The following is a 20896-nucleotide window of genomic DNA, read 5'->3' as shown; positions in this document are numbered from 1 at the left end:
ATAATATAGTATTGTATAACTTTATCAGCACTAATGAATCATGATAAAATTAATAACAATTGTAGTTGCTTTATTTGTTACTAAATTAACTGCACAAGATAATTATCTAGCCTTTTCGGTTGCGTTTGACGTTAGGAATACAATTATGGGAAGTGAACCAACAAATAATGAATCAGCTAAAGACTTTTTAGTGCAATTTTCAATGGTTAGCAAAGATGTAGAAGTCAACATAGGGTATGAAACGTTTCCAAGATTAGATTTTTCTAAGTATACGATTGGAGTGGGATATCACACCCATTTCTATGTAAATTTATTTAGAAGAGTTATTCACACTGTTTTTATACCTAGTATAGAACCTACATTAATAAACAGAAATGGTGATTGGGGAGGAGGAATTGGGTATAATCAAGAGTCTTCTCATTTATCGTTAGGGTTGAATTTAGGGCTTAGGTGGGATTTATCAGATGATATAGCTGTAGAATATTTATTTAATGCCTTACCCAGAAACGACTTGAAGGCTATGTATGGAAATACAATGGATATTACAAATGGAAAGGCGTCTGTTAGCGGTGTTCCAATTATAGGCAGTAATTTTATTAAAGTTGTTTATAAAATAAATCACTACTAACGGACTAAATAAATTCAAGACAAAGGGCTACTTTTAACAGTAAGTACTTAAAATAAATAGGCTTGTCCGTTTAATTACCTATAGTTCATTCCATCGATGATTAACTCCAAGCAATGATTAGTCTTTTCATTGTTTTATCTTAAAAATATCTTCGATTGAATTTATAACCAGACCGCGAGTGTTTGCTGAGAATCGTTGGAATAATTTTGCAAACAGTGCCAATTCCAATTTGCCACAAAAATAAGTCTAATAAAACCACTTCTATTTCGCACTCTAAATGGGCATAATTTCTTGCTGAATCATTCTCTTTGTGGGCACGGATTGCAAATCGCTATCGTTGTCCGAAAAATCAACGACCCGAGCCTGAAAGGCGAACTGGCGAAGCAAATCCAACGAGGATGGTTAAACTATTTTCGAGGAACGAGTATTCGAGGAAAGTTACGAGATATTGATGGATGGTTGCACAATAGACTGCGCTACTGCATTTGGACGGACTGGAAAAAGCCCAAGCGCAAAAGGAAAAACCTGATGCGACTAGGGATTGACAAAGACCACGCTTATGCTTGGAGCAGAACCAGAAATGCTCTGCATTCACGAATACCAAAAATACAATACCAAAGCGTGAGTAAAAGGAGGATGGCGTATTGCCCAGAGTCCGATTCTAACCACTACAATTACCCTACTGCGACTTAAGAAGAAAGGCTATCAATCAATGTTGGAGATTTACATGGAACTCAACCCATCACTTTGCGAACCGCCGTATACGAGACCCGAACGTACGGTGGTGTGAGAGGCGCACTCCGTCAGTTTCTGGCGGAGCCGTCTACTCGATTGGCGGGGTAGTACCTTTATTCGGTTAAACTTAACTTTAAGTGTCCACCTAAACCTAGTCTAATTATTCTCATTAATGTAGAAAGTCTTATATCGCTGGTGTTATTTTCAATTTTAGATATATACGATTTTGTTGTTCCACATTTTAATGCCAGTTGTTCTTGTGTCATTCCACGTTCTTTTCGCATTTCTTGTAACATAACACCAAGTTCGAAGGTCTCGTATTCTTCTTCGTATTTTTCACGGGTTTCGGTTCCTGTTTTCCCGTATTGAGCATCTAAGTGTTCGGCAAATGTTGTAATTTTTTTATTTTCAGTTTTCATAATCGTTACTTTTTATATTTATTTTCTAAATATTCTGCTTTTAGTTTTTCAGCCATTTTGATTTCTGATTTCGGGGTCTTTTGTGTTTTCTTCTGAAATCCATTTACTAAAACAACAATCTTTCCTTTGTCAAAAAAACTAAAAACTCTAAAAATATCTGAACCGACTTCAACACGAACTTCAAATATTCCGTCTGCACCAGTCAAATGTTTGAAAAACTTTTCGGGGATTCTTTGTTGAGTTGAAATTAACTGTAAAGTCCAGTTAAATTTTTTCTTAACGTCTTCTTTTTGAGCGTTAAAAAAATTAAGATAATAGTCTTCGTAATAAACAACTTCTCTTATAAATTTCTGACTCATTGGGCAAAGTTAGTCAATTAGATAACTTTAGCAAAGTTTTTGACTGGTAATTTTCAACTTTGCAGTTCTTTGGTATTCCCGCCAACTAGTCTATAGGCGATACAAACCTTCTCACATACACTTAAAATTGACTAGATTAGCGAAGGTTTGTTTCACTTTGTCTATTTTCAAATATATTTAAATTTTCTTACAAATCATCAAAATGGCTTTTAAATTCTTTTCCATAAAAAAAGCGCTCCTTTTCAGGAACGCTTTAAGAAAGTATAGAATAAATTATTTTTTATCAACCCATTTTCTGGCATTGACAAAAGCTTCATGCCAAGGCGAAACTTCATCGTCTCTATCTTTTGGATAATGTGCCCAGTTCCATTGAAATGTAGAGCGCTCTATGTGTGGCATCATTACTAAATGTCGTCCTGTTTTGTCGCAAAGCATGGCCGTATTGTAATCCGATCCGTTTGGATTAGCAGGATAACCTTCATAGGCATATTTAGAAACAATAGTATAATTTTCTTCCCCCATTGGCAAGTTGAATTTTCCTTCGCCATGCGAAACCCAAACTCCAAGCGTACTTCCTGCTAATGAAGAAAGCATCACTGAATTGTTTTCCTGTATAGTCACTGATGTAAAAATACTTTCGTGTTTGTTGCTTTCGTTATGCAGCATTTTTCCGTGTACGTCATGCTCCGGATTAATTACTTCCAATTCCATGAACAATTGACAACCATTACAGATTCCAACAGACAAGGTGTCGTCTCTCTTAAAGAAATTGTCTAAAGCGGTTTTTGCTTTTTCATTGTATAAAAATGCTCCCGCCCAACCTTTGGCAGAACCCAATACATCTGAATTCGAGAATCCACCAACCGCGCCAATGAACTGAATGTCTTCCAAGGTTTCACGACCTGAAATTAAATCGGTCATGTGAACATCTTTTACATCAAAACCGGCTAAGTACATGGCATTTGCCATTTCACGCTCCGAATTACTTCCTTTTTCACGGATAATAGCTGCTTTAGGACGCGGTTTAGAAGCATCAATTACAGGTTTTTTTCCTGTAAAATGTGTTGGAAAAGTATACTGTAACGCTTGATTTTTATAATTATCAAAACGTGCTTGAGCCATTCCGTTCTTCGATTGTTTTTGGTCTAATAAAAAAGAAGTTTTGAACCAAATATCTCTGTATTTAGCGATGTCGAAAGTCAAAATTTCAGAAGAAGAACTGATTATTTCCAGTTTGGCTCTCTCTCCTTCGGGGAGGGCTGGGGAGGGGATTCCCAATTTATAGAAAGAAACGGTATTAGCATTCAATTTAGATTCTACTTCAGCATCCGATTTTGCTTGGAAAACAATTCCGATATTTTCAGCAAAAAGATATTTGATGATGTCTTTTTCTTCGAATCCCGAAGCTTCGGGAGAGAAATCTATTTTAGCTCCCAAATTCACATCGGCAAAACACATTTCCAATAAAGTAGTAATCAAACCACCACTTCCAATATCGTGTCCTGCAAGGATATTGTTTTCTAAAATTAATTCTTGAATGGTATTGAACGCTCTTTTGAAAAATGCAGCGTCTTTAATCGTTGGTACTTCTTTTCCAATAGTATTCAACGTTTGTGCAAACGAAGAACCGCCTAATTTGAAATCATCTTGGGATAAATTAATGTAATAAATAGAACCGCCATCTCTTTGTAAAACAGGCTCTACTACTTTTCTAATATCGGTACAATTTCCACCTGCTGAAATAATCACCGTTCCTGGCGCAATTACTTCTTCATTTGGATATTTTTGTTTCATGGAAAGAGAATCTTTTCCGGTTGGAATGTTGATTCCCAATTCGATTGCAAAATCCGAACAGGCTTGAACAGCTGCGTATAAACGGGCGTCTTCGCCTTCGTTTTTACACGCCCACATCCAGTTTGCCGAAAGTGAAATTCCCTTTAATCCGTCTTTTATTGGTGCCCAAACAATGTTTGATAAAGATTCAGCAATGGCAGTTCTTGTTCCTGCCACCGGATCAATTAATGAAGCAATAGGCGAGTGCCCAATCGAAGTGGCAACTCCTTCTATTCCTTGATAATCCAAGGCCATTACGCCACAATTATTCAAAGGCAATTGCAAGGGTCCGGCATTTTGTTGTTTGGCAACTTTACCACCCACACAACGGTCTACTTTATTGGTCAACCAGTCTTTACAAGCTACAGCCTCCAATTGAAGTACCTGCTCTAAATAGGTTGAAATGTTTTTCTTGTCATATACTAAATCAGTGTACTTTCTTTCAATTGTTTTGTCTGTCATAACCACTTTTGGAGAACTTCCAAAAAAGTCTTCTAAAGCGAAATCCATTGGTTTAGCTCCTGTTGATTTTGATTGAAAAGTAAAACGGTGATCTCCGGTTACGTCTCCCACTTGGTACATTGGAGAACGTTCTCGATCCGCAATTTTTTGCAATAAATCGATGTTTTCCTTTGCAATAACCAATCCCATTCTTTCCTGAGATTCGTTACCAATGATTTCTTTTGCGGAAAGGGTAGGATCTCCCACAGGCAATTTGTCTAAATCAATTAATCCGCCAGTTTCTTCCACTAATTCCGAAAGACAGTTTAAATGTCCGCCAGCACCGTGATCGTGAATCGAAACAATTGGATTAATATCGCTTTCTACCAAACCACGAATGGCATTGGCAGCACGTTTTTGCATTTCTGGGTTCGAACGTTGGATGGCGTTCAACTCAATTCCTGAACTGAAAGCTCCGGTATCTGCTGAAGAAACTGCTGCTCCACCCATTCCAATTCTATAATTTTCACCACCAAGGATAACAATTTTATCGCCTGTTTGTGGTTTTTTCTTAATCGCTTGATCTAATTTTCCGTACCCAATTCCGCCCGCTTGCATAATTACTTTGTCGTACCCTAATTTTCGACCCGTCACACTGAGCGTGTCGAAGTGTTCGTGTTCGAAAGTCAGGATAGAACCTGTAATTAACGGTTGTCCAAATTTATTCCCAAAATCAGAAGCTCCGTTGGACGCTTTGATCAAAATATCCATTGGCGTTTGATACAACCATTTTCTTTCGGCCATACCATTTTCCCAAGGTCTACTGCCCTGAGCGGAGTCGAATGGGGCTTCTAAACGAGAGTAGGAAGTCATGTAAACTGCAGTTCCTGCCATTGGCAAAGAACCTTGTCCACCTGCTAAACGGTCCCGGATTTCTCCACCAGAACCAGTTGCAGCTCCGTTGAAAGGCTCTACCGTTGTTGGAAAATTATGTGTTTCTGCTTTTAATGAAATAACCGAATCAAATTCTTTGACTTCATAAAAATCAGGTTTATCAGCGCTTTTTGGAGCAAATTGTTGTACCCGAGGCCCTTTTACAAAAGCAACGTTATCTTTGTAAGCCGAGACAATATCGTTCGGATTTTCTTGGGATGTTTTCTTGATTAATTTGAATAAAGAAGATTCTTTTTCTTCTCCGTCAATTATAAAAGTTCCGTTGAAAATCTTGTGGCGACAGTGTTCTGAATTGGCTTGTGAAAAACCAAAAATCTCAGAATCCGTTAGTTTTCGCCCTAATTTAAGCGCTAGATTATCTAAATATGCTACTTCTTCCGGACTCAAAGACAATCCTTCTTGTTTGTTGTAAGCAGCAATATCATCGATGTCCAAAATAGCTTCCGGAAGTACATTGATAGTAAAAATATCTTGATTCAACTCGGTGTACTTTTGCGAAAGCATCGGGTCAAAATCAGAAAAATCAGCGGTCGCTTTATGAAATTCCTCGATTCTAATGATGCCGGATATTCCCATGTTTTGGGTGATTTCTACAGCATTAGTACTCCAAGGGGTTATCATTGTGGCGCGAGGACCAACAAAAAAATCCGTCAGTACGGATTTTTCTATTTTATTTGAATTGGCAAAAAGCCAGTTGAGTCTTGAAATGTCTTGAGCTGACATTTCGACTTCGCTCAATGCGTTTTGCGTATGTACGGCATAAACAGTCTTGCTTTGGTTTTCAAAGAAATGGATCATTGTTATGTAGTTTGTTGTATTGCGGTGCAAATTTAGTCAATTAAGATTAAATTTGGAGTAAAAAAAAAGCGGCAATTTGCCGCTTTGTTAATTAGTTGATTATTAATTTCTTGAGGACTGAATTGGAATCAATAGTCACTCGAACCAAGTACGTTCCTTTTACACTATTTGGCAGCGTAATTTCTGATTTGGTGCTGTTTTCGTCGCTGTAAATTTTCTGACCAATTATAGAATAAATTTCGATAGCATAGCTTTTATTCGAATTATTGATAGAGAAAGTTCCATTGGATGGATTTGGATAGAGGGCAATATCATTTATATCTAAAGCCACACTGGTTTTTGGTGTTTTTTCAATCGTACGACTTCCTAAATTGTTACACGTATCTGATGTAAAGGAATCCCATTGGGTTGTTTTATTAAAAGTAGTTGTTGGTGCCGTAACGGTTGATTTTCTTCTCAGGGTTTGATCCGCCGCAAAGTTTGCAGTTCCACCGTTAAAAGTTCCAATGATATCAATTAAGACGCCATTTTTGAATAAACCTACAGCATCATTCCCATTAAAAGTCATTTCAGTTGCTGATGTAGAAAGGTTTGCTGAGCTTGTAGGATAACAACTAGACGCCATTAAACTATTTACGATTGTGAATTTACTGCCGGTATTCAAAGTCCCTGTTAGGGCTAATCCTGTACTCCAGGCACCGGAACCATTCGTTTGTTTTTTTATGCTATAAATCGATAAGCTGATCGCGGCGCCAGTTGCGTTCGAAATTTCCAAAGCTTTATTGTTTGAAGAGCCTTCAATATATTCTGAAAATAATAAATCTGTTGCAGTTGAACCACTTGCTGCAGCAGTTGTCACATTCACCGTGTTACTTGGGCCAGAGATATTTCCTGCAGCATCTTTAGCTTTTACAAAGAAAGAGTAGGCAGTAGAAGCGGTTAGCCCAGTGATAGTGGTTGTTGTTCCGGTTGTGGTTGTTTTTAAAGCACTGTTCATATACACATTATAGCCAGTTACTCCACTATTATCAGAGGAAGCCGTCCAGTTTAATGAAACGGAATTTGATGTTGTTCCGCTAGCAACTAAATTCGTTGGAGTAGTTGGGGCTTGTGCATCAGCGCTTGGGTTCCAAATTGCCTGTACATACTCAGGATGATCAATATAAGGATTCCTATTGTTTTGAGAATTATAAATGGCATTGTTGCGATCAATTTCTCTAGTGCTGACAGGATCTTGGTTGTGCCAAGTAATCAATACGTTTAAAAAAGCGGTCGTGAACACTTGATTACTCGATCCATTGAACATTGCATAGGAATAACCAGCAACTGTATTTTCATAACGGGTGGCAAAATAAAAATACATTCGGGCAATATCGCCTTTGAATTCATTGATAGGTTCAAAAATAGGTCCTGAATAACCAGAAGTTGTACTCGTTCCAAGTTTACTTCCGTTTAAGGAAGTCCAAGATGCTGAAGTCACCGGTCCGTGCGGATAATTAGAACGCTGACCGTTTACTTTTCCGTCTGTGGGTGTGATGAAATGGGCATCTGAAACCATTGGGGCTGCAGAACCAAAAGTAGATTGCGGAATGATGTGTTCTCTATTGTAACAATCTCCTTCTACACTATAAGTGCCGCATCTTTGGGTTGTTCCGGCGGAGTAGTTATAAGGGTCTGTTCCGGCAGGATTTTCAGAATACATGTCTAAAATTGTGGCGTCATTTTCAAAGTAATAATCCCTATCCGAGGTTTGATATATGGTGTATAAACCGCCATATCCGTTATCCGTATGCCCTTTGATGACGTTGTATAATTGTGTTTTGAGTGTGTAGCCAGTTCCTGTGGCGGTGTTGTAATAACCACTTGGTATTTGGGCTATCGTTGCTGTGACGAACAGTAATAATAATGCAGAGTAGATTTTTTTCATAATTTAAATTTGTTTTGGTTATTGGGGTTAGTCTCAGGCTTCCAAATGGGAAAATACTGAAGACTCACAAATTTATAACATTTTGGATGGTATATGTTATGAAATTATGAAGGTATTTGCATTTTTATTAACATAATTAGTAACATTTGAAGTACAACAGGTTGCATTTTTTTTAGAAAAATAAACAGCAAACCTGTAGCGTTAAGTTGTAAAGGAGCTAAAGCAATTTTTTATGTATAAAACAAGTCTAAAATAAAACAAAAAAAGCGGCAATAAATGCCGCTTTAAAAGAAATGGTTCGTACTTAAATTAGTTTACAATTAGTTTTTTAGTAACTGATTTAGAATCGTTGGTTATTTTAATTAAATAAACTCCTTTTTGAAGATTGTTAACCGCTGCAGAAGAACTGTTGGTATACTCTTTTTCAAAAACTTTTTGTCCTAATACTGAAAATACTTGAACCGAGTATTTTTCATTTGAATTATTGAAATTTATTTTGATATTTCCATTGGATGGATTGGGATAAATTTCAAAACTTTTTGTTTCTAATTGATCAACACCAAGTGAAGCGGCACAAGTCCAAGAAAGATCATCAAATCGAACACGATTTGATGCTGTGCTGTTTCCAGAAAGGGTAATAATCACATTCCCAGTTACATTGATGTTTGGTATTGTCGTCGTCGTTGACGTACTGCTGTAAGGGATAGTGCCAACTTCTGTTCCATTGACATTCAGTTTAAAAGATCCTGCAGATCCAGAAAAAATAAGCTGGGTGGTAACTGTCAAATCCTTGATACCATTAGCAACAGATGAAGAGGTAAGAGCGCCATTTCGTATTGTTATTGCTCTTGAATTTAATGTTTGGTCGGTACGAGAATCAGTAGAGGTCCATGTTATTCCTGCGTTAGTCCACGTTTGTGTAGCATAAGAACTTGCATTTGCAGGAATAGTTTGAAAATCTTCAGAGGCACAAAAAGTGGTACCGGCAGCTGGTGCTTTGGTGGTTCCATTTACTGATGTACTGGCAACCGAAGAATTTCTTTCAGCATCTCTGGTTATAATATAAAAGGAATAAGTGGTAGATGCAACTAAACCGTTTACTGTAGCAGTTAACCCTGTTTCGGTAGATTTTAATGTACCGTTTACATACACATCATAACCGGTAACACCAACATTATCTGTAGCTGCTGTCCATGTTAAAGTAGCCGAGTTTGAAGTTGTTTCGGTTACTATTAAGTTTGTAACAGCAGAGGGAGCTTCAATATCAACCGCTTCAGTTTTCCAAATAGCCGTTACATAGTTAGGATTGTCAATGTAAGGATTTCTATTGTTCTGGCGCGCATAAATAGCGTTGTTACGGGCAATTTCTCTGGCACTTACCGGATCTTGATTGTGCCAAGCCAGCAGTTGATTTAAAAATGCGGTGGTAAATACTTTACTAGTTGAATTGTTGAACATTGGGTAATTGTATCCGGCAACTGTATTTTCATAACGAGTGGCAAAATAGAAATACATACGGGCAATATCCCCTTTGAATTCATCTATTGGTTCAAAAACAGGACCTGTATAACCTGCTGTTGTACTGGCTCCAAGTTTACTTCCGTTAAGGGTAGTTTGAGTAGCGGTTGCTACTACAGAATGCGGGTAATTAGATCGGATTCCATTTACTTCTCCGTCAGTAGGCGTTATGAAATGCGCATCAGAAACCATTGGTAAGGCTTCGCTGAATATAGATTGCGGTATAATGTGTTCTCGATTGTAACAATCTCCTTCTTTTGCGTAACCACTGCTTCCGCATCGTTGCGTAGTTGCAATAGTGTATGTGTATGGATCAGCTCCGGCAGGATTTTCAGAGTACATATCTAAAACTGTTCCGTCCTTTTCAAAGAAATTATCAATATCGGAAGTTTCATAAGTAACATATAAGCCTGCATACGTTTGTACTGTATGGTCTTTGATGATGTTGTATAATTGAGTTTTCAACGTGTAGCCCGTTCCTGTGGCATTGGTATAATATCCTGCTGGCGCTTGCGCAAAACCTGCCGTGAAAAGAAATAAAAAGAGAAGTGAGTAGATTTGTTTCATAGTCTGATAATAGATTAAATTGGTTTTAAAATAGATTGGATTTTTGAGTAAAATTTTTGATAAAACTACTCTTTAAATCGGTGTATCAGGTTACTAAATAGTTAATTATAGGAGGCGTTTTGTCTTAGTTTGTGTTGTCATTCAAAGTTGTTTATTTTGGGAATACTTTGTTTTGATATGCGCCTAAATCAGGGGGTAAACTTCTGGTGTTTCCTGTAATATCTAACGGAATCAGGTATGCCGAATTCCCTTTTGCGAAAGCAGCCGAAGTTTCGTTAATATTAAATTTGTTCTGTGTTATATTAAAGAATTTTGGATCCTTGTTCAAAAGTATCGCATTGTAATGTGCCGTATCCGTACTGAATTGATAATCAGGATTCGTTGCAAATTGATTCGATGTGTTATCAAATTTAATCAGGCAATTATTAAATTGGTATTCAAAAGTGGCTCCCGTTTTCTTGTTTAAACTCATTTCGTTTGAATAGGAACCGTAAATAATGCAGTTGTTAAAAGTAGCTGCGGTTAAATCTTTAACTTCCGGAATTGCTCCCAAAATATAATTATTTATCAAAACCGCCACTTGTTGGGAACTGTTCCAGTTGTTATTGAAGGTTGAATGTGTAAAGGAATAATTTCCGCCATACGTACAGGCTAAACTGGCTAATCCGGCATTATTGATGACTATGTTTTCTCCATTTATTTTTGCGGTCTGCGCCAAAATTCCAAAGGTACTGCTGTTGTAAATTTGAGTGTTTTTGATAGAAACTGTACTGCCATCATTATTTTGAATCAATAATCCGATAGTGGCATTTTTAATCGTCAGGTGATTCAATGTGTTATTCGTACTGCCATCAGTAAGCCAAATGGTTCCCCATTGTCCCGGAACATCCGAAAAATTAGTTTCTAAACGGTCGCCTTCAAAAATGACTTCGTTTTCCAGTTTATCCGTTATAGATACTGTTCCATTAATATTGATGGAGGCATCATTGGTTACTATAAGCCCAGAATTAGCATGGAAATGAACTCGGGTTCCCGCCTCAAAAGTGGCTGTTTTATTCGAAGGAACTGCTGCGTAGCCATAAATTACATAGGGTTTGTCATTGGTAAACTGTAATTCATTTCCATTTACAGGATCGTTTTCATCCAGATAAAAGCCATCTATTTTTTGGTCTCCAATAGGAAGTGTTTCAGTAGTTCCATTAGTAAAACGCTTTGGATAAAGAAAAACAGCGTCTTGAATGAGCGTTACCAGTTCTACATTTTGCCGGTTTTCGCCACTGTCAAACTGAATTTGATCGGTGTATAAAAAATCGTTTGGGTTAGCATCAGTACTATTTGCAGTGGTTTCTATGAAAATATACAAACTGTCTTTGGCTAAAAGAGCCACATTAGTAAAAATTTTACCTTCCGTTCCCTGCATTCCGTCAACGGTCATTCGGTATTTAGAACTTAATCCTTTTCCTAATTTAATGGTTGGAATGGTAATGTCATTTTTGCTTTTGTTGAATACTTTGAGTCGGTACGTGCTGGAACCAATGTTTGAAAAAACAGTGTCGAGATAAATAGTGTCTTTGGAAAAAGCTAAATCACCGGTGCTGGCTACGGTCTCAAAATCAGATCGGCAGGAACAAATGGAGAATACTATTCCAATAAAAAGCAGGACTATTTTGGCACGCATCTAGTTGTATTTTTTGTAAAAATAGGAAAAATCTATTTCGAAATCAGAATAACAATTGCAATTACTGTTTTGTGACTTATCTTTTATTTATTTTTACGTTTCTAAAGCCAATAACATGACATTCGACAAAGAAAAAATACTTCAATATTGCAATCACATTTCTAAAAACACCTTAATGCAAACGTTGAATATTGAATATACTGATGCAGGAGAAGATTTTTTAGTAGCCACAATGCCTGTTAATCCATCCGTACATCAGCCAATGGGATTGTTGCATGGTGGTGCTTCAGTAGCTTTAGCAGAAAGTGTGGGCAGTGCCGCTTCTATGCTGTATGTGAATTCTGAGCTAAGTGAAGTGCGCGGAATCGAGATTTCAGCCAATCATTTGAAAGCAAAGCGGGACGGAATTGTAACGGCAACAGCTCGAATCGTGCACAAAGGACGAAGCATTCATCTTTGGGAAATACGAATTACGGATGAAAATAATACCTTAATATCGCTTTGTAAATTGACTAATATGATTTTGCCAAAAAGAAAAAGCGAAAACAAATAATGGAAGCAATTATAGCTAAAGCCAAAAAACAGTTTCAGGAAAAACTACCTTTTGTTTTGTATTGTAAGCCTGATTCAGCAGAAGTAATTGGTTTTTTTCAACAAAATGACACGGTATTTTCAGCTGTTGATTTTACCGAAAAAGGGTTTGTTTTTGCCTCTTTTGATGGAGCAAAAACGCATTTGATTCCTGAAAATGAATCGGAAATGGTGCGGGTTACTTTGGAAAAAAAAGAAAATGCTATTTCTCAAAATGAATTTACGATTGTAGATGCCTTGGCTAAAAATAATTTTGAAGCTTTAGTTTCCAAAGGGATCCAGTCCATAAAGAATAACGAATGTAATAAAGTAGTGCTTTCCAGAAAAGAAACCGTTGAAGTAGCAGATTTTGATTTGGTTTCCACTTTCGAAAAATTAGTACAGCTTTATCCTTCTACTTTTGTGTATTGTTTTTATCATCCAAAAATTGGAACTTGGTTGGGCGCTACACCGGAGCAATTACTGAAAGCAACTGAAGCCGTTTTTGAAACGATTTCTTTGGCGGGAACGCAGAAAGATTTGGGTTTATCCGAAATTACTTGGCACAAAAAAGAAAAAGAAGAACAGCAGTTTGTAACGGATTATATTGTTTCAAAACTGGAAAGTGTGGCTTCCGGAGTTTTGGTGACGGAGCCGTACAGCGTCAAAGCGGGAAGTATCTGGCATATAAAAACAGATATTTCTGGACGTTTAAATTCCGATTCCAGCTTGCAAAAAGTAATTCAGTTATTGCATCCCACACCTGCCGTTTGTGGATTGCCAAAAGAAAGTGCTAAGACTTTTATTCTAGAAAACGAGCAGTACGACAGGAGTTTTTACACCGGTTTTCTGGGGGAATTGAACAGCAGTTTCACGACCAATACCGTAAGTTCTGATTTGTTTGTAAATTTGCGGTGCATGCAAATTGATTTTGATTCGAATCTCGCATTGACTAGCGCATATTTGTATATGGGTTGTGGTATCACAAAAGATAGCGTCCCTGAAAAAGAGTGGGAGGAAAGCGTCCATAAATCAATGACAATGAAAAAAGTATTATAAATATTAGATGAAGGCGAGTTAGTATAACTTTAAATAAAATAAACAGAAAATAATGAAATTAGATATATTGGCTTTTGGTGCGCATCCTGATGATGTAGAGTTGGGTTGTGCGGGAACCATTTTAAAAGAAATGTCCTTAGGAAAAACAGTTGGGATTATTGATTTGACACGTGGCGAATTAGGGACTCGCGGTTCCGCTGATATCAGAGATCAGGAAGCGAATGCTGCTGCAAAAATATTGGGCGTTTCAGTGCGTGAGAATTTAGAAATGCGAGATGGCTTTTTTGTCAATGACGAAAAACACCAATTAGAAATTATACAAATGATTCGCAAGTACCAGCCGGAAATTATTCTATGCAATGCTATTGATGACCGCCATATTGATCATGCAAAAGGAAGTAAATTAGTGTCTGATGCTTGTTTTTTATCCGGGTTGATCAAGATAGAAACTTCATTAGCAGGCGAAAAGCAAGCGCCTTGGCGGCCAAAAATTGTCTACCATTACATTCAATGGAAAAATATAGAGCCGGATTTTGTAGTCGACATTACAGGTTTTACCGATAAAAAAATTGAAGCAATTTTAGCCTACAGTTCCCAGTTTTATGATGCCAACTCAAAGGAACCGGAATCCCCAATAACAAGCAAAAACTTTCTGGAAAGCCTGAATTATCGCTCCAGAGATTTAGGAAGGATTGCAGGACTGGATCATGCAGAAGGTTTTACGACTGAAAGATATTTGGCAGTCAATAGCTTAGCAGATTTGATCTAATTTTCATGTAATTTTTTGAAATAAATATTTGCAGAAATAAACTTATATCGTATATTTGCAACCGCTAAGCAAATGGTGGTTGTAGCTCAGTTGGTTAGAGCATCGGTTTGTGGTACCGAGGGTCGCGGGTTCGAGCCCCGTCTTCCACCCAGAAAGCAAAAGCTTCGAAGAAATTCGAAGCTTTTTTTGTGTTTTCTAGTTTTTCTTAAAAATGATACGCGGCTAAAGGATAATCATTCTATGACTATGGCTCCTTATTTTAGCAGATTCAATTCCATCATACAGACCTTCATACTTTGATACGTTCTTTCAATATCATTGTCTAATCCGATAGAAAACCGAATCAAACCGTCTGTCAATCCCATTTCAATTTGTTCCTCCAAAGGGATTTCGCTGGAAGTTGAGGTTCCCGGCGCGCTGAATAAGGTTTTATAAAAGCCTAAACTCACCGCCAGATACCCTAGATTTTTGGCCTGCATCAACTCCATCAAAGCATTGGCTTTCACCAAAGTTCCAACATCCAGCGTCATCATCCCGCCAAAACCATATTCAGGATTAATCATGCTTTTATAGATCTCATGACTGGGATGGCTTTTTAACCCCGGATAGACTGTTTTGATTCCGTCTTTTTCAAAACGTTCCGCCAGATACATCGCATTATGGCTGTGCTGTTTCATTCTGATGTGCAGCGTACGCAAGTTTTTCATCACACTGGCAGATCGCAGACTATCCATCGTTGGCCCCAATAACATGCTGGCTCCACTGTTTACATTTTTTAAACTATCAATAAATTCCTGAGAGGCGCATGTTACTCCGCCCACCGTATCACTGCTTCCGTTGATGTATTTTGTCAAACTGTGAATCACAATATCAGCTCCTAATTTAGCAGGCGAAACGGATAGTGGCGAAAAAGTATTATCAACAACTAATTTCAAATTATGTCTTTTTGCAATTTTTGATAAACCTTCAATATCAGCCACTTCCAATAAAGGATTGCTCACCGTCTCACAATACAAAACTTTAGTTTCAGCAGTAATAGCAGCCTCTACAACTTCAAGTTTTGTGATGTCAACAAATGTGGTTTTGATACCTAATCTAGGTGTAAAATTCTTCAGGAATGCATACGTTCCGCCATAAATGGTTCTGCTAGAAACAATATGGTCGCCGGAACCGCACAATTGCAACAAAGTAGGCGTAATCGCTCCCATTCCGGATGCCGAAACGTTCGCTGTTTCCGTGCCTTCCATGGCTGCCAAGGCTTTGTCCAGGTATAAATTACTCGGCGAGGAATGACGTGAATACAAATAACAGCCTTCCATATTGCCTTCAAAAGTATCGAACATCGTTTTTGCCGATAAAAAAGTGTAGGTTGAGGAGTCAGAAATAGAGGGATTCACACCACCAAATTCGCCAAAGTACTGCAAATCCTGAATGTTGTCTGCGGGATTGAAATTTTTCATAATTATTTTTTATTGTTATTTGAAGCTATTCCTGCTATTCACTCTATCTTTTACTTTTTAAAGAAAAAAGTAAAAGGATGCCGTTGCTATCAGGGCTTGGACATTCCGGTATGTCAAGAAATCCTATTCAAAACAAAATATTTTAAGATTAAAAATCAATAGTCTGTAGTTTTATTAGATTATAAAACTATATAACACTAAATAATTAATTTTTTTCACTAAATTAGTTCGGTAATCAGGATTTTTATAGATTATCTATCAATTTGAAATTTGCAACACAATGACATTAGATTCAACAGACAAAAAATTACTTTTTTTATTACAAAATGATAGTAAGAAAACAACCAAAGAATTGTCCTTAAAACTCAATCTTTCCGTTACTGCCGTTTATGAACGCATTAAAAAATTAGAAAGAGAAGGGGTTATTGACAAGTATGTTGCGTTGATTAATCGCTCCAAAGCCGAGAAAGGATTTGTGGTTTTTTGTCACCTCAAATTGATACAGCATACCAAAGAGTTTCTCACGAAGTTCGAAAGTGAAGTGGTGAAACTAAAAGAAGTTTTAGAATGTCATCATGTGAGCGGTGATTATGATTATATCCTGAAAATTGTGGTAAAAGATATGGAAGCTTATCGAGAGTTTTTAGTAACGAAACTAACGACATTACAACATATAGGAAGTACGCACAGCACATTTATGATTAGCGAAGTAAAAAGCACGACTGTCGTTGATATATAAATGTTGATTGTTTTAATGTCATTAAATTTAGAATAAATCAATTGCTCCATGAAAACTAAAGAAATTAGACAAAAGGGTATTGTGAATTTTGGAAAACTTATCCAGGATGATTCAAAATTAGTCGTTTTGGAAGGAATATTTGACGCTATTTTAAACTGAGAAAAAGCTTCCCTAGTTTCGGATAATCAGTATCAAAAAGTGGAAGAAGCCAGAACCGTCTATCATTCCGGGAATAGTTTATCAACTTCTTGGGAAGATTTGGAGAAGCAATTAAATGCCAAATATGGTTTTTAAAATAGTTATTTCAAAATTAGCAGAAATTGAAATAATTGAGGCTATTGAAATTTATGAAAGTAAAAAAAGGGATTAGGGAAAGTTTTTTTGTTTACCTGAAAGGATATTTAAAAATATTAAAAATGAATCCTGAACTATTCCCACTAAAAAAAGAACCGTTTTTCAGAGAATTATCCTTTAAAAAATTCCCTTTTGTAATTATTTATGAAGTATTTAATGATGAAATTATTATTTACTCTGATTTTCATACTTATAGAGATCCTTCTAAAAAGCCATAAATAATTTTTTGATGAATATTGGTTATGTCATTTTCATAACAAAAAACCTTCTGAATTAAACTTCAAACAAAACTTAATTCCTTAATTTTGTGGAACATTTTATAAAAACACAATAAAAAAAAATACTATGAGTTCATTTGACGTAGTCATTATAGGTTCTGGACCAGGCGGATATGTATCAGCAATTCGTTGTGCACAACTGGGTTTTAAAACAGCAATTATCGAAAAATATTCCACTCTTGGAGGAACTTGCCTCAATGTTGGTTGTATTCCTTCAAAAGCACTGCTTGCTTCTTCTCATCATTACAGTGAAATTGCACATTTTGCAGATCACGGAATTGAAGTTTCCGGGGAAGTAAAAGTAAACCTTGAAAAAATGATTGCGCGCAAACAAGCAGTTGTAGATCAGACTTCTGGTGGTGTGAAATTTTTAATGGACAAAAATAAAATTACAGTTCTGGAAGGATTGGGTTCATTTGTTGATGCTACGCATGTTGCGGTGGCAAAAGCAGACGGAACTTCTGAAACTATCGAAGCCAAAAACATCATTATCGCTACAGGTTCAAAACCATCTTCTTTGCCTTTTATCAAAATTGATAAAGAAAGAATCATCACTTCAACCGAAGCATTGAAACTTAAAGAAGTACCAAAACATTTAGTAATTATTGGTGGTGGAGTTATCGGGATCGAATTAGGTCAAGTGTATTTGCGATTGGGATCACAAGTTTCTGTTGTAGAATATTTAGACCGAATTATTCCTGGAATGGATGCTTCATTGTCTAAAGAATTGACTAAAGTATTAAAAAAACAAGGCATGAAATTCTATGTTTCACACAAAGTGAAATCCGTAGAACGAAATGGTGAAGGCGTTGTAGTTCAAGCTGAAAATACAAAAGGAGAAACAATTACGCTGGAAGGGGATTATTCCTTAGTTTCTGTAGGTCGTCGTCCGTATACTGACGGATTAAATGCTGATAAAGCAGGTGTGAAAATCTCAGATAGAGGAATGGTAGAAGTAAATGATCATTTGCAAACTTCAGTTCCTACTATTTATGCAATTGGCGATGTGGTGCGTGGCGCAATGTTAGCACACAAAGCAGAAGAAGAAGGAGCCATGGTGGCTGAAATATTAGCAGGTCAAAAACCACATATCGATTATAATTTGATTCCCGGAGTTGTGTACACTTGGCCAGAAGTGGCTGCTGTAGGACAAACAGAGGAGCAATTGAAAGCTTCCGGAGTTGAGTATAAAGCAGGAAGTTTTCCTTTCAAAGCTTTAGGACGCGCAAGAGCTGGTGGAGATTTAGACGGATTTGTAAAAATTCTTGCTGATGCAAAAACAGATGAAGTACTAGGCGTTCACATGATTGGGGCTCGTTGTGCGGATTTAATTGCTGAAGCAGTAGTTGCAATGGAATTCAAAGCCTCTGCTGAAGATATTTCCAGAATGTCTCATGCTCATCCAACATTTGCAGAAGCGATCAAAGAAGCAGCACTAGCCGCTACTGACAATAGAGCGTTGCATGTGTAATTAAAGAATAAATTTTTGCTTTAGAATAAAGAAACCCGCTACATTGAGCGGGTTTTTTTGTTATGAGGTGCACTTATTTAGTCTTTAGCAATAAATAAACTTTTATAATTGTTCCAATGGTTAAAAATTAGAAACATATTTCCCAAGAATAAGAAAAGGGCAGTAGGAATTCCCTCTGGAGACAAGAAAAAATTTATGAATAAAATGTTGATGGTTATTGGTAAAATCAAAATACTGGCAAGAGTAACATAACGCCCTGTCAAAAAGGCTAGGCCACATAACAACTCAATAGACTTGGCTAATGGCATAATGTAAGTAGAGGCAACCAAGCCCACATTAAAAGCCTTGAAATTTCCGGTAACCTCCGGTTCTGGAGCTAGTTTCAGAAAAAAACTAATTGATGCATAAAGAAGTAAAATTCCAATTAAAGTTCGGATAATAATAATTACAATTTTCATAGTATATGGTTTTATTGGTTACATATTTGAGAATAATTATTGGGGAATTGCACGTTCATCCATACACATAATTTCCCATTGGTGTCCGTCCAAATCCGCAAAACCATGGGCATACATCGATCCGTGATCTTGTGGCTCCATATACGTTGTACCACCCGCAAATATCGCTTTTTGTACTATTTCGTCCACTTTTTTTTTGCTTTCAACATCTATTGCGATTAATACTTCGGTATTTTTATGGGCATTGCAAATTTCTTTTTTGGTAAAGTCTCTAAATCGTTGCTCAGTAAGCAGCATCACAAAAATGTTTTTTCCTGTAATCATGCAAGTGGCTTGTTCATCAGTAAATTGAGGATTGAAAGAAAATCCGAGTTGTGTAAAAAAAACAATGGATTTTTTAAGGTCTTTAACTGCTAAATTAAGGAAAATTTTTGAAGCCATAACGGGAATGATTAAACGATTAAAAAAATCCAAAATTGATCACGCACTACCAAATTTACAAAAAAATAAGCTAATTTTAGCATAACCAGTTATTGAAGAATTTTTTTTGTTGTAATTTTGAATTTTTAAACATTAAAACTTTTTGAGAACTTCAATTTATAAGTCTATTTCTGATTCAAAATTGTTCAAACAACAACTTTTACTTTGGTCACAACAATTTCGTGAAGTTGTTTTTATGGATAGTAATGAGTATCCGCAACAGTACTCCAGTTGCGATTGTATTCTTGCCGTAGATGCTTTTACCTCCATCAAAACAGATGTTTACAATGCCTTTGAGGATTTGAAACAGTACCAGCAAAATACGAAAGACTGGCTTTTTGGTTATTTATCGTATGATTTAAAAAATGATATTGAGCAGTTGCAATCTGCTAATTTTGACGGGCTGGATTTTCCGGATTTGTATTTTTTCCAACCTAAGAAACTGTTTTTATTGAAAGGAAATCAACTCGAAATTCAATATCTCAATATGTGTGTGGAGGAAGTGGAGGCAGACTTTAAAGAAATTAGTGTTCAGTGTTCAGCGTTGAGCGTTCAAAATTCACAAATAACGATCCAACAACGGATTCCGAAAGAGAATTATCTTCAAAAAGTTTCAAAAATATTGGAACACATTCATCAGGGCGATATTTATGAAGCCAATTTCTGTATGGAATTTTTTGCTGAAAATGCAACGATTGATCCCATAGAAAAATTTATAAAACTCAACGAAATTTCTCAGCCGCCATTTGCCGTTTTTTTTAAAAACAACAATCACTTTTTACTTTCGGCGACACCGGAACGTTATTTAAGGAAAGAAGGAGAACTTATTATTTCGCAACCGATTAAAGGAACTGCAAAACGATTTTCAGACCCAATTGAAGATGAAAAATCGAAAATGCAATTGGCTTTAGACCCAAAAGAACGAGCCGAAAATATTATGATTACGGATTTAGTGCGCAATGATTTGTCTCGAACAGCACAAAAAGGATCCGTTGAAGTACAAGAGTTGTGTACAATTTATTCTTTTTTGCAAGTGCATCAGATGATATCAACGGTTACGTCAAAGTTAGAGGCGCACTATTCTATAGTAGATACTTTAAAAACAACTTTCCCAATGGGAAGTATGACGGGTGCACCAAAGATTTCGGTGATGAAAATAATTGAAAAACTCGAAGAAACAAAACGCGGTTTATATAGCGGTGCTGTGGGGTATTTTACACCAAATGGTGATTTCGATTTTAATGTAGTTATCCGAAGCATTTTGTACAATCAAGAAAAAAAATATGTTTCTTTTTCAGTTGGAAGCGCTATCACGTCGCCATCAATTCCTGAAAAGGAGTATGAAGAATGTTTGCTTAAAGCAAAAGCGATGCGAGAAGTTTTAAGTTAAATCAAAATGAA

General features: G+C 36.6%; 18 protein-coding genes and 1 tRNA gene. 10 read left to right on the top strand and 9 right to left on the bottom strand.

All coding sequences use genetic code 11. The annotated features are described in order from the left end of the window. The first annotated feature begins 40 nt into the window (after window positions 1-40). Window positions 41-628 carry a hypothetical protein gene (locus EKM01_RS07205; protein ID WP_126460856.1) on the top strand — a complete coding sequence of 196 codons (588 nt, stop codon included), beginning with the start codon at window positions 41-43 and terminating at the stop codon, window positions 626-628. Window positions 629-919: 291 nt separating this feature from the next. After that, the gene (locus EKM01_RS07200) at window positions 920-1321 is read left to right on the top strand and encodes a group II intron maturase-specific domain-containing protein (RefSeq protein WP_370274238.1); all 402 of its coding nucleotides are present in this window, start codon (window positions 920-922) and stop codon (window positions 1319-1321) included. A gap of 155 nt (window positions 1322-1476) precedes the next feature. Here EKM01_RS07200 and EKM01_RS07195 read toward each other — a convergent pair whose 3' ends face one another. From EKM01_RS07195 to EKM01_RS07170, 6 genes are all read right to left on the bottom strand, one after another. After that, window positions 1477-1782, bottom strand: a complete 306-nt coding sequence (locus EKM01_RS07195) for a helix-turn-helix domain-containing protein (RefSeq protein ID WP_126462634.1) — start codon at window positions 1780-1782, stop codon at window positions 1477-1479. A gap of 5 nt (window positions 1783-1787) precedes the next feature. Next, the gene (locus EKM01_RS07190) at window positions 1788-2141 is read right to left on the bottom strand and encodes a type II toxin-antitoxin system RelE/ParE family toxin (RefSeq protein WP_126577068.1); all 354 of its coding nucleotides are present in this window, start codon (window positions 2139-2141) and stop codon (window positions 1788-1790) included. Window positions 2142-2414: 273 nt separating this feature from the next. Next, complete coding sequence (gene purL, locus EKM01_RS07185) at window positions 2415-6167, bottom strand: phosphoribosylformylglycinamidine synthase (protein ID WP_126767579.1); 3753 nt, start codon at window positions 6165-6167, stop codon at window positions 2415-2417. Between the two features lie 91 nt (window positions 6168-6258). Continuing rightward, a complete protein-coding gene (locus tag EKM01_RS07180; RefSeq protein ID WP_126577066.1) occupies window positions 6259-8094 on the bottom strand; it encodes an endonuclease in 1836 nt (611 codons plus the stop codon). 309 nt (window positions 8095-8403) lie between these two features. Further along, window positions 8404-10179 carry an endonuclease gene (locus EKM01_RS07175; RefSeq protein WP_126462622.1) on the bottom strand — a complete coding sequence of 592 codons (1776 nt, stop codon included), beginning with the start codon at window positions 10177-10179 and terminating at the stop codon, window positions 8404-8406. Window positions 10180-10330: 151 nt separating this feature from the next. After that, entirely contained in the window at window positions 10331-11857 is a 1527-nt protein-coding gene (locus EKM01_RS07170; protein WP_126462619.1) for a hypothetical protein, read from the bottom strand. Between the two features lie 115 nt (window positions 11858-11972). Between EKM01_RS07170 and EKM01_RS07165 the strand changes: the two genes are divergently transcribed. From EKM01_RS07165 to EKM01_RS07150, 4 genes are all read left to right on the top strand, one after another. Beyond that, the gene (locus tag EKM01_RS07165; protein WP_126462616.1) at window positions 11973-12410 is read left to right on the top strand and encodes a PaaI family thioesterase; all 438 of its coding nucleotides are present in this window, start codon (window positions 11973-11975) and stop codon (window positions 12408-12410) included. Further along, window positions 12410-13486, top strand: coding sequence for a chorismate-binding protein (locus EKM01_RS07160; protein ID WP_126767576.1), 1077 nt, complete (start codon window positions 12410-12412; stop codon window positions 13484-13486). The genes EKM01_RS07165 and EKM01_RS07160 overlap by 1 nt, the downstream gene beginning before the upstream one ends. Before the next feature lie 52 nt (window positions 13487-13538). Then, window positions 13539-14255 carry a bacillithiol biosynthesis deacetylase BshB1 gene (gene bshB1, locus EKM01_RS07155; RefSeq protein ID WP_126554109.1) on the top strand — a complete coding sequence of 239 codons (717 nt, stop codon included), beginning with the start codon at window positions 13539-13541 and terminating at the stop codon, window positions 14253-14255. Between the two features lie 74 nt (window positions 14256-14329). Continuing rightward, window positions 14330-14405, top strand: a tRNA-His gene (locus EKM01_RS07150). A gap of 104 nt (window positions 14406-14509) precedes the next feature. Here EKM01_RS07150 and EKM01_RS07145 read toward each other — a convergent pair. Then, a complete protein-coding gene (locus tag EKM01_RS07145; protein WP_126462607.1) occupies window positions 14510-15715 on the bottom strand; it encodes an aminotransferase class I/II-fold pyridoxal phosphate-dependent enzyme in 1206 nt (401 codons plus the stop codon). 280 nt (window positions 15716-15995) lie between these two features. On the opposite strand from EKM01_RS07145, the gene EKM01_RS07140 reads away from it, so the two are divergent. From EKM01_RS07140 to lpdA, 3 genes are all read left to right on the top strand, one after another. After that, a complete protein-coding gene (locus EKM01_RS07140) occupies window positions 15996-16454 on the top strand; it encodes an Lrp/AsnC family transcriptional regulator (RefSeq protein WP_126462604.1) in 459 nt (152 codons plus the stop codon). Window positions 16455-16801: 347 nt separating this feature from the next. Then, the gene (locus EKM01_RS07135; protein ID WP_126767574.1) at window positions 16802-17026 is read left to right on the top strand and encodes a hypothetical protein; all 225 of its coding nucleotides are present in this window, start codon (window positions 16802-16804) and stop codon (window positions 17024-17026) included. A 127-nt stretch (window positions 17027-17153) separates the two neighbouring features. Continuing rightward, the gene (gene lpdA / locus EKM01_RS07130; RefSeq protein WP_126554111.1) at window positions 17154-18557 is read left to right on the top strand and encodes a dihydrolipoyl dehydrogenase; all 1404 of its coding nucleotides are present in this window, start codon (window positions 17154-17156) and stop codon (window positions 18555-18557) included. A gap of 77 nt (window positions 18558-18634) precedes the next feature. Here lpdA and EKM01_RS07125 read toward each other — a convergent pair whose 3' ends face one another. Together EKM01_RS07125 and EKM01_RS07120 are read right to left on the bottom strand one after the other, a co-directional pair. Next, on the bottom strand, window positions 18635-19015 hold the full coding sequence (locus tag EKM01_RS07125; RefSeq protein ID WP_126462598.1) for a DoxX family membrane protein: 381 nt from the start codon (window positions 19013-19015) through the stop codon (window positions 18635-18637). 36 nt (window positions 19016-19051) lie between these two features. Then, window positions 19052-19456 carry a VOC family protein gene (locus EKM01_RS07120; RefSeq protein WP_126462595.1) on the bottom strand — a complete coding sequence of 135 codons (405 nt, stop codon included), beginning with the start codon at window positions 19454-19456 and terminating at the stop codon, window positions 19052-19054. A 142-nt stretch (window positions 19457-19598) separates the two neighbouring features. On the opposite strand from EKM01_RS07120, the gene EKM01_RS07115 reads away from it, so the two are divergent. Beyond that, the gene (locus EKM01_RS07115; RefSeq protein ID WP_126462592.1) at window positions 19599-20885 is read left to right on the top strand and encodes an anthranilate synthase component I family protein; all 1287 of its coding nucleotides are present in this window, start codon (window positions 19599-19601) and stop codon (window positions 20883-20885) included. The last annotated feature ends 11 nt before the right edge of the window (window positions 20886-20896 follow it).

The organism is Flavobacterium sp. RSP46 (assembly GCF_003984825.1).
Classification (GTDB): Bacteria; Bacteroidota; Bacteroidia; order Flavobacteriales; family Flavobacteriaceae; genus Flavobacterium.
The sequence above is the reverse complement of the archived record's forward strand: the minus strand, read 5'-3'. Positions and strand labels throughout refer to the sequence as shown.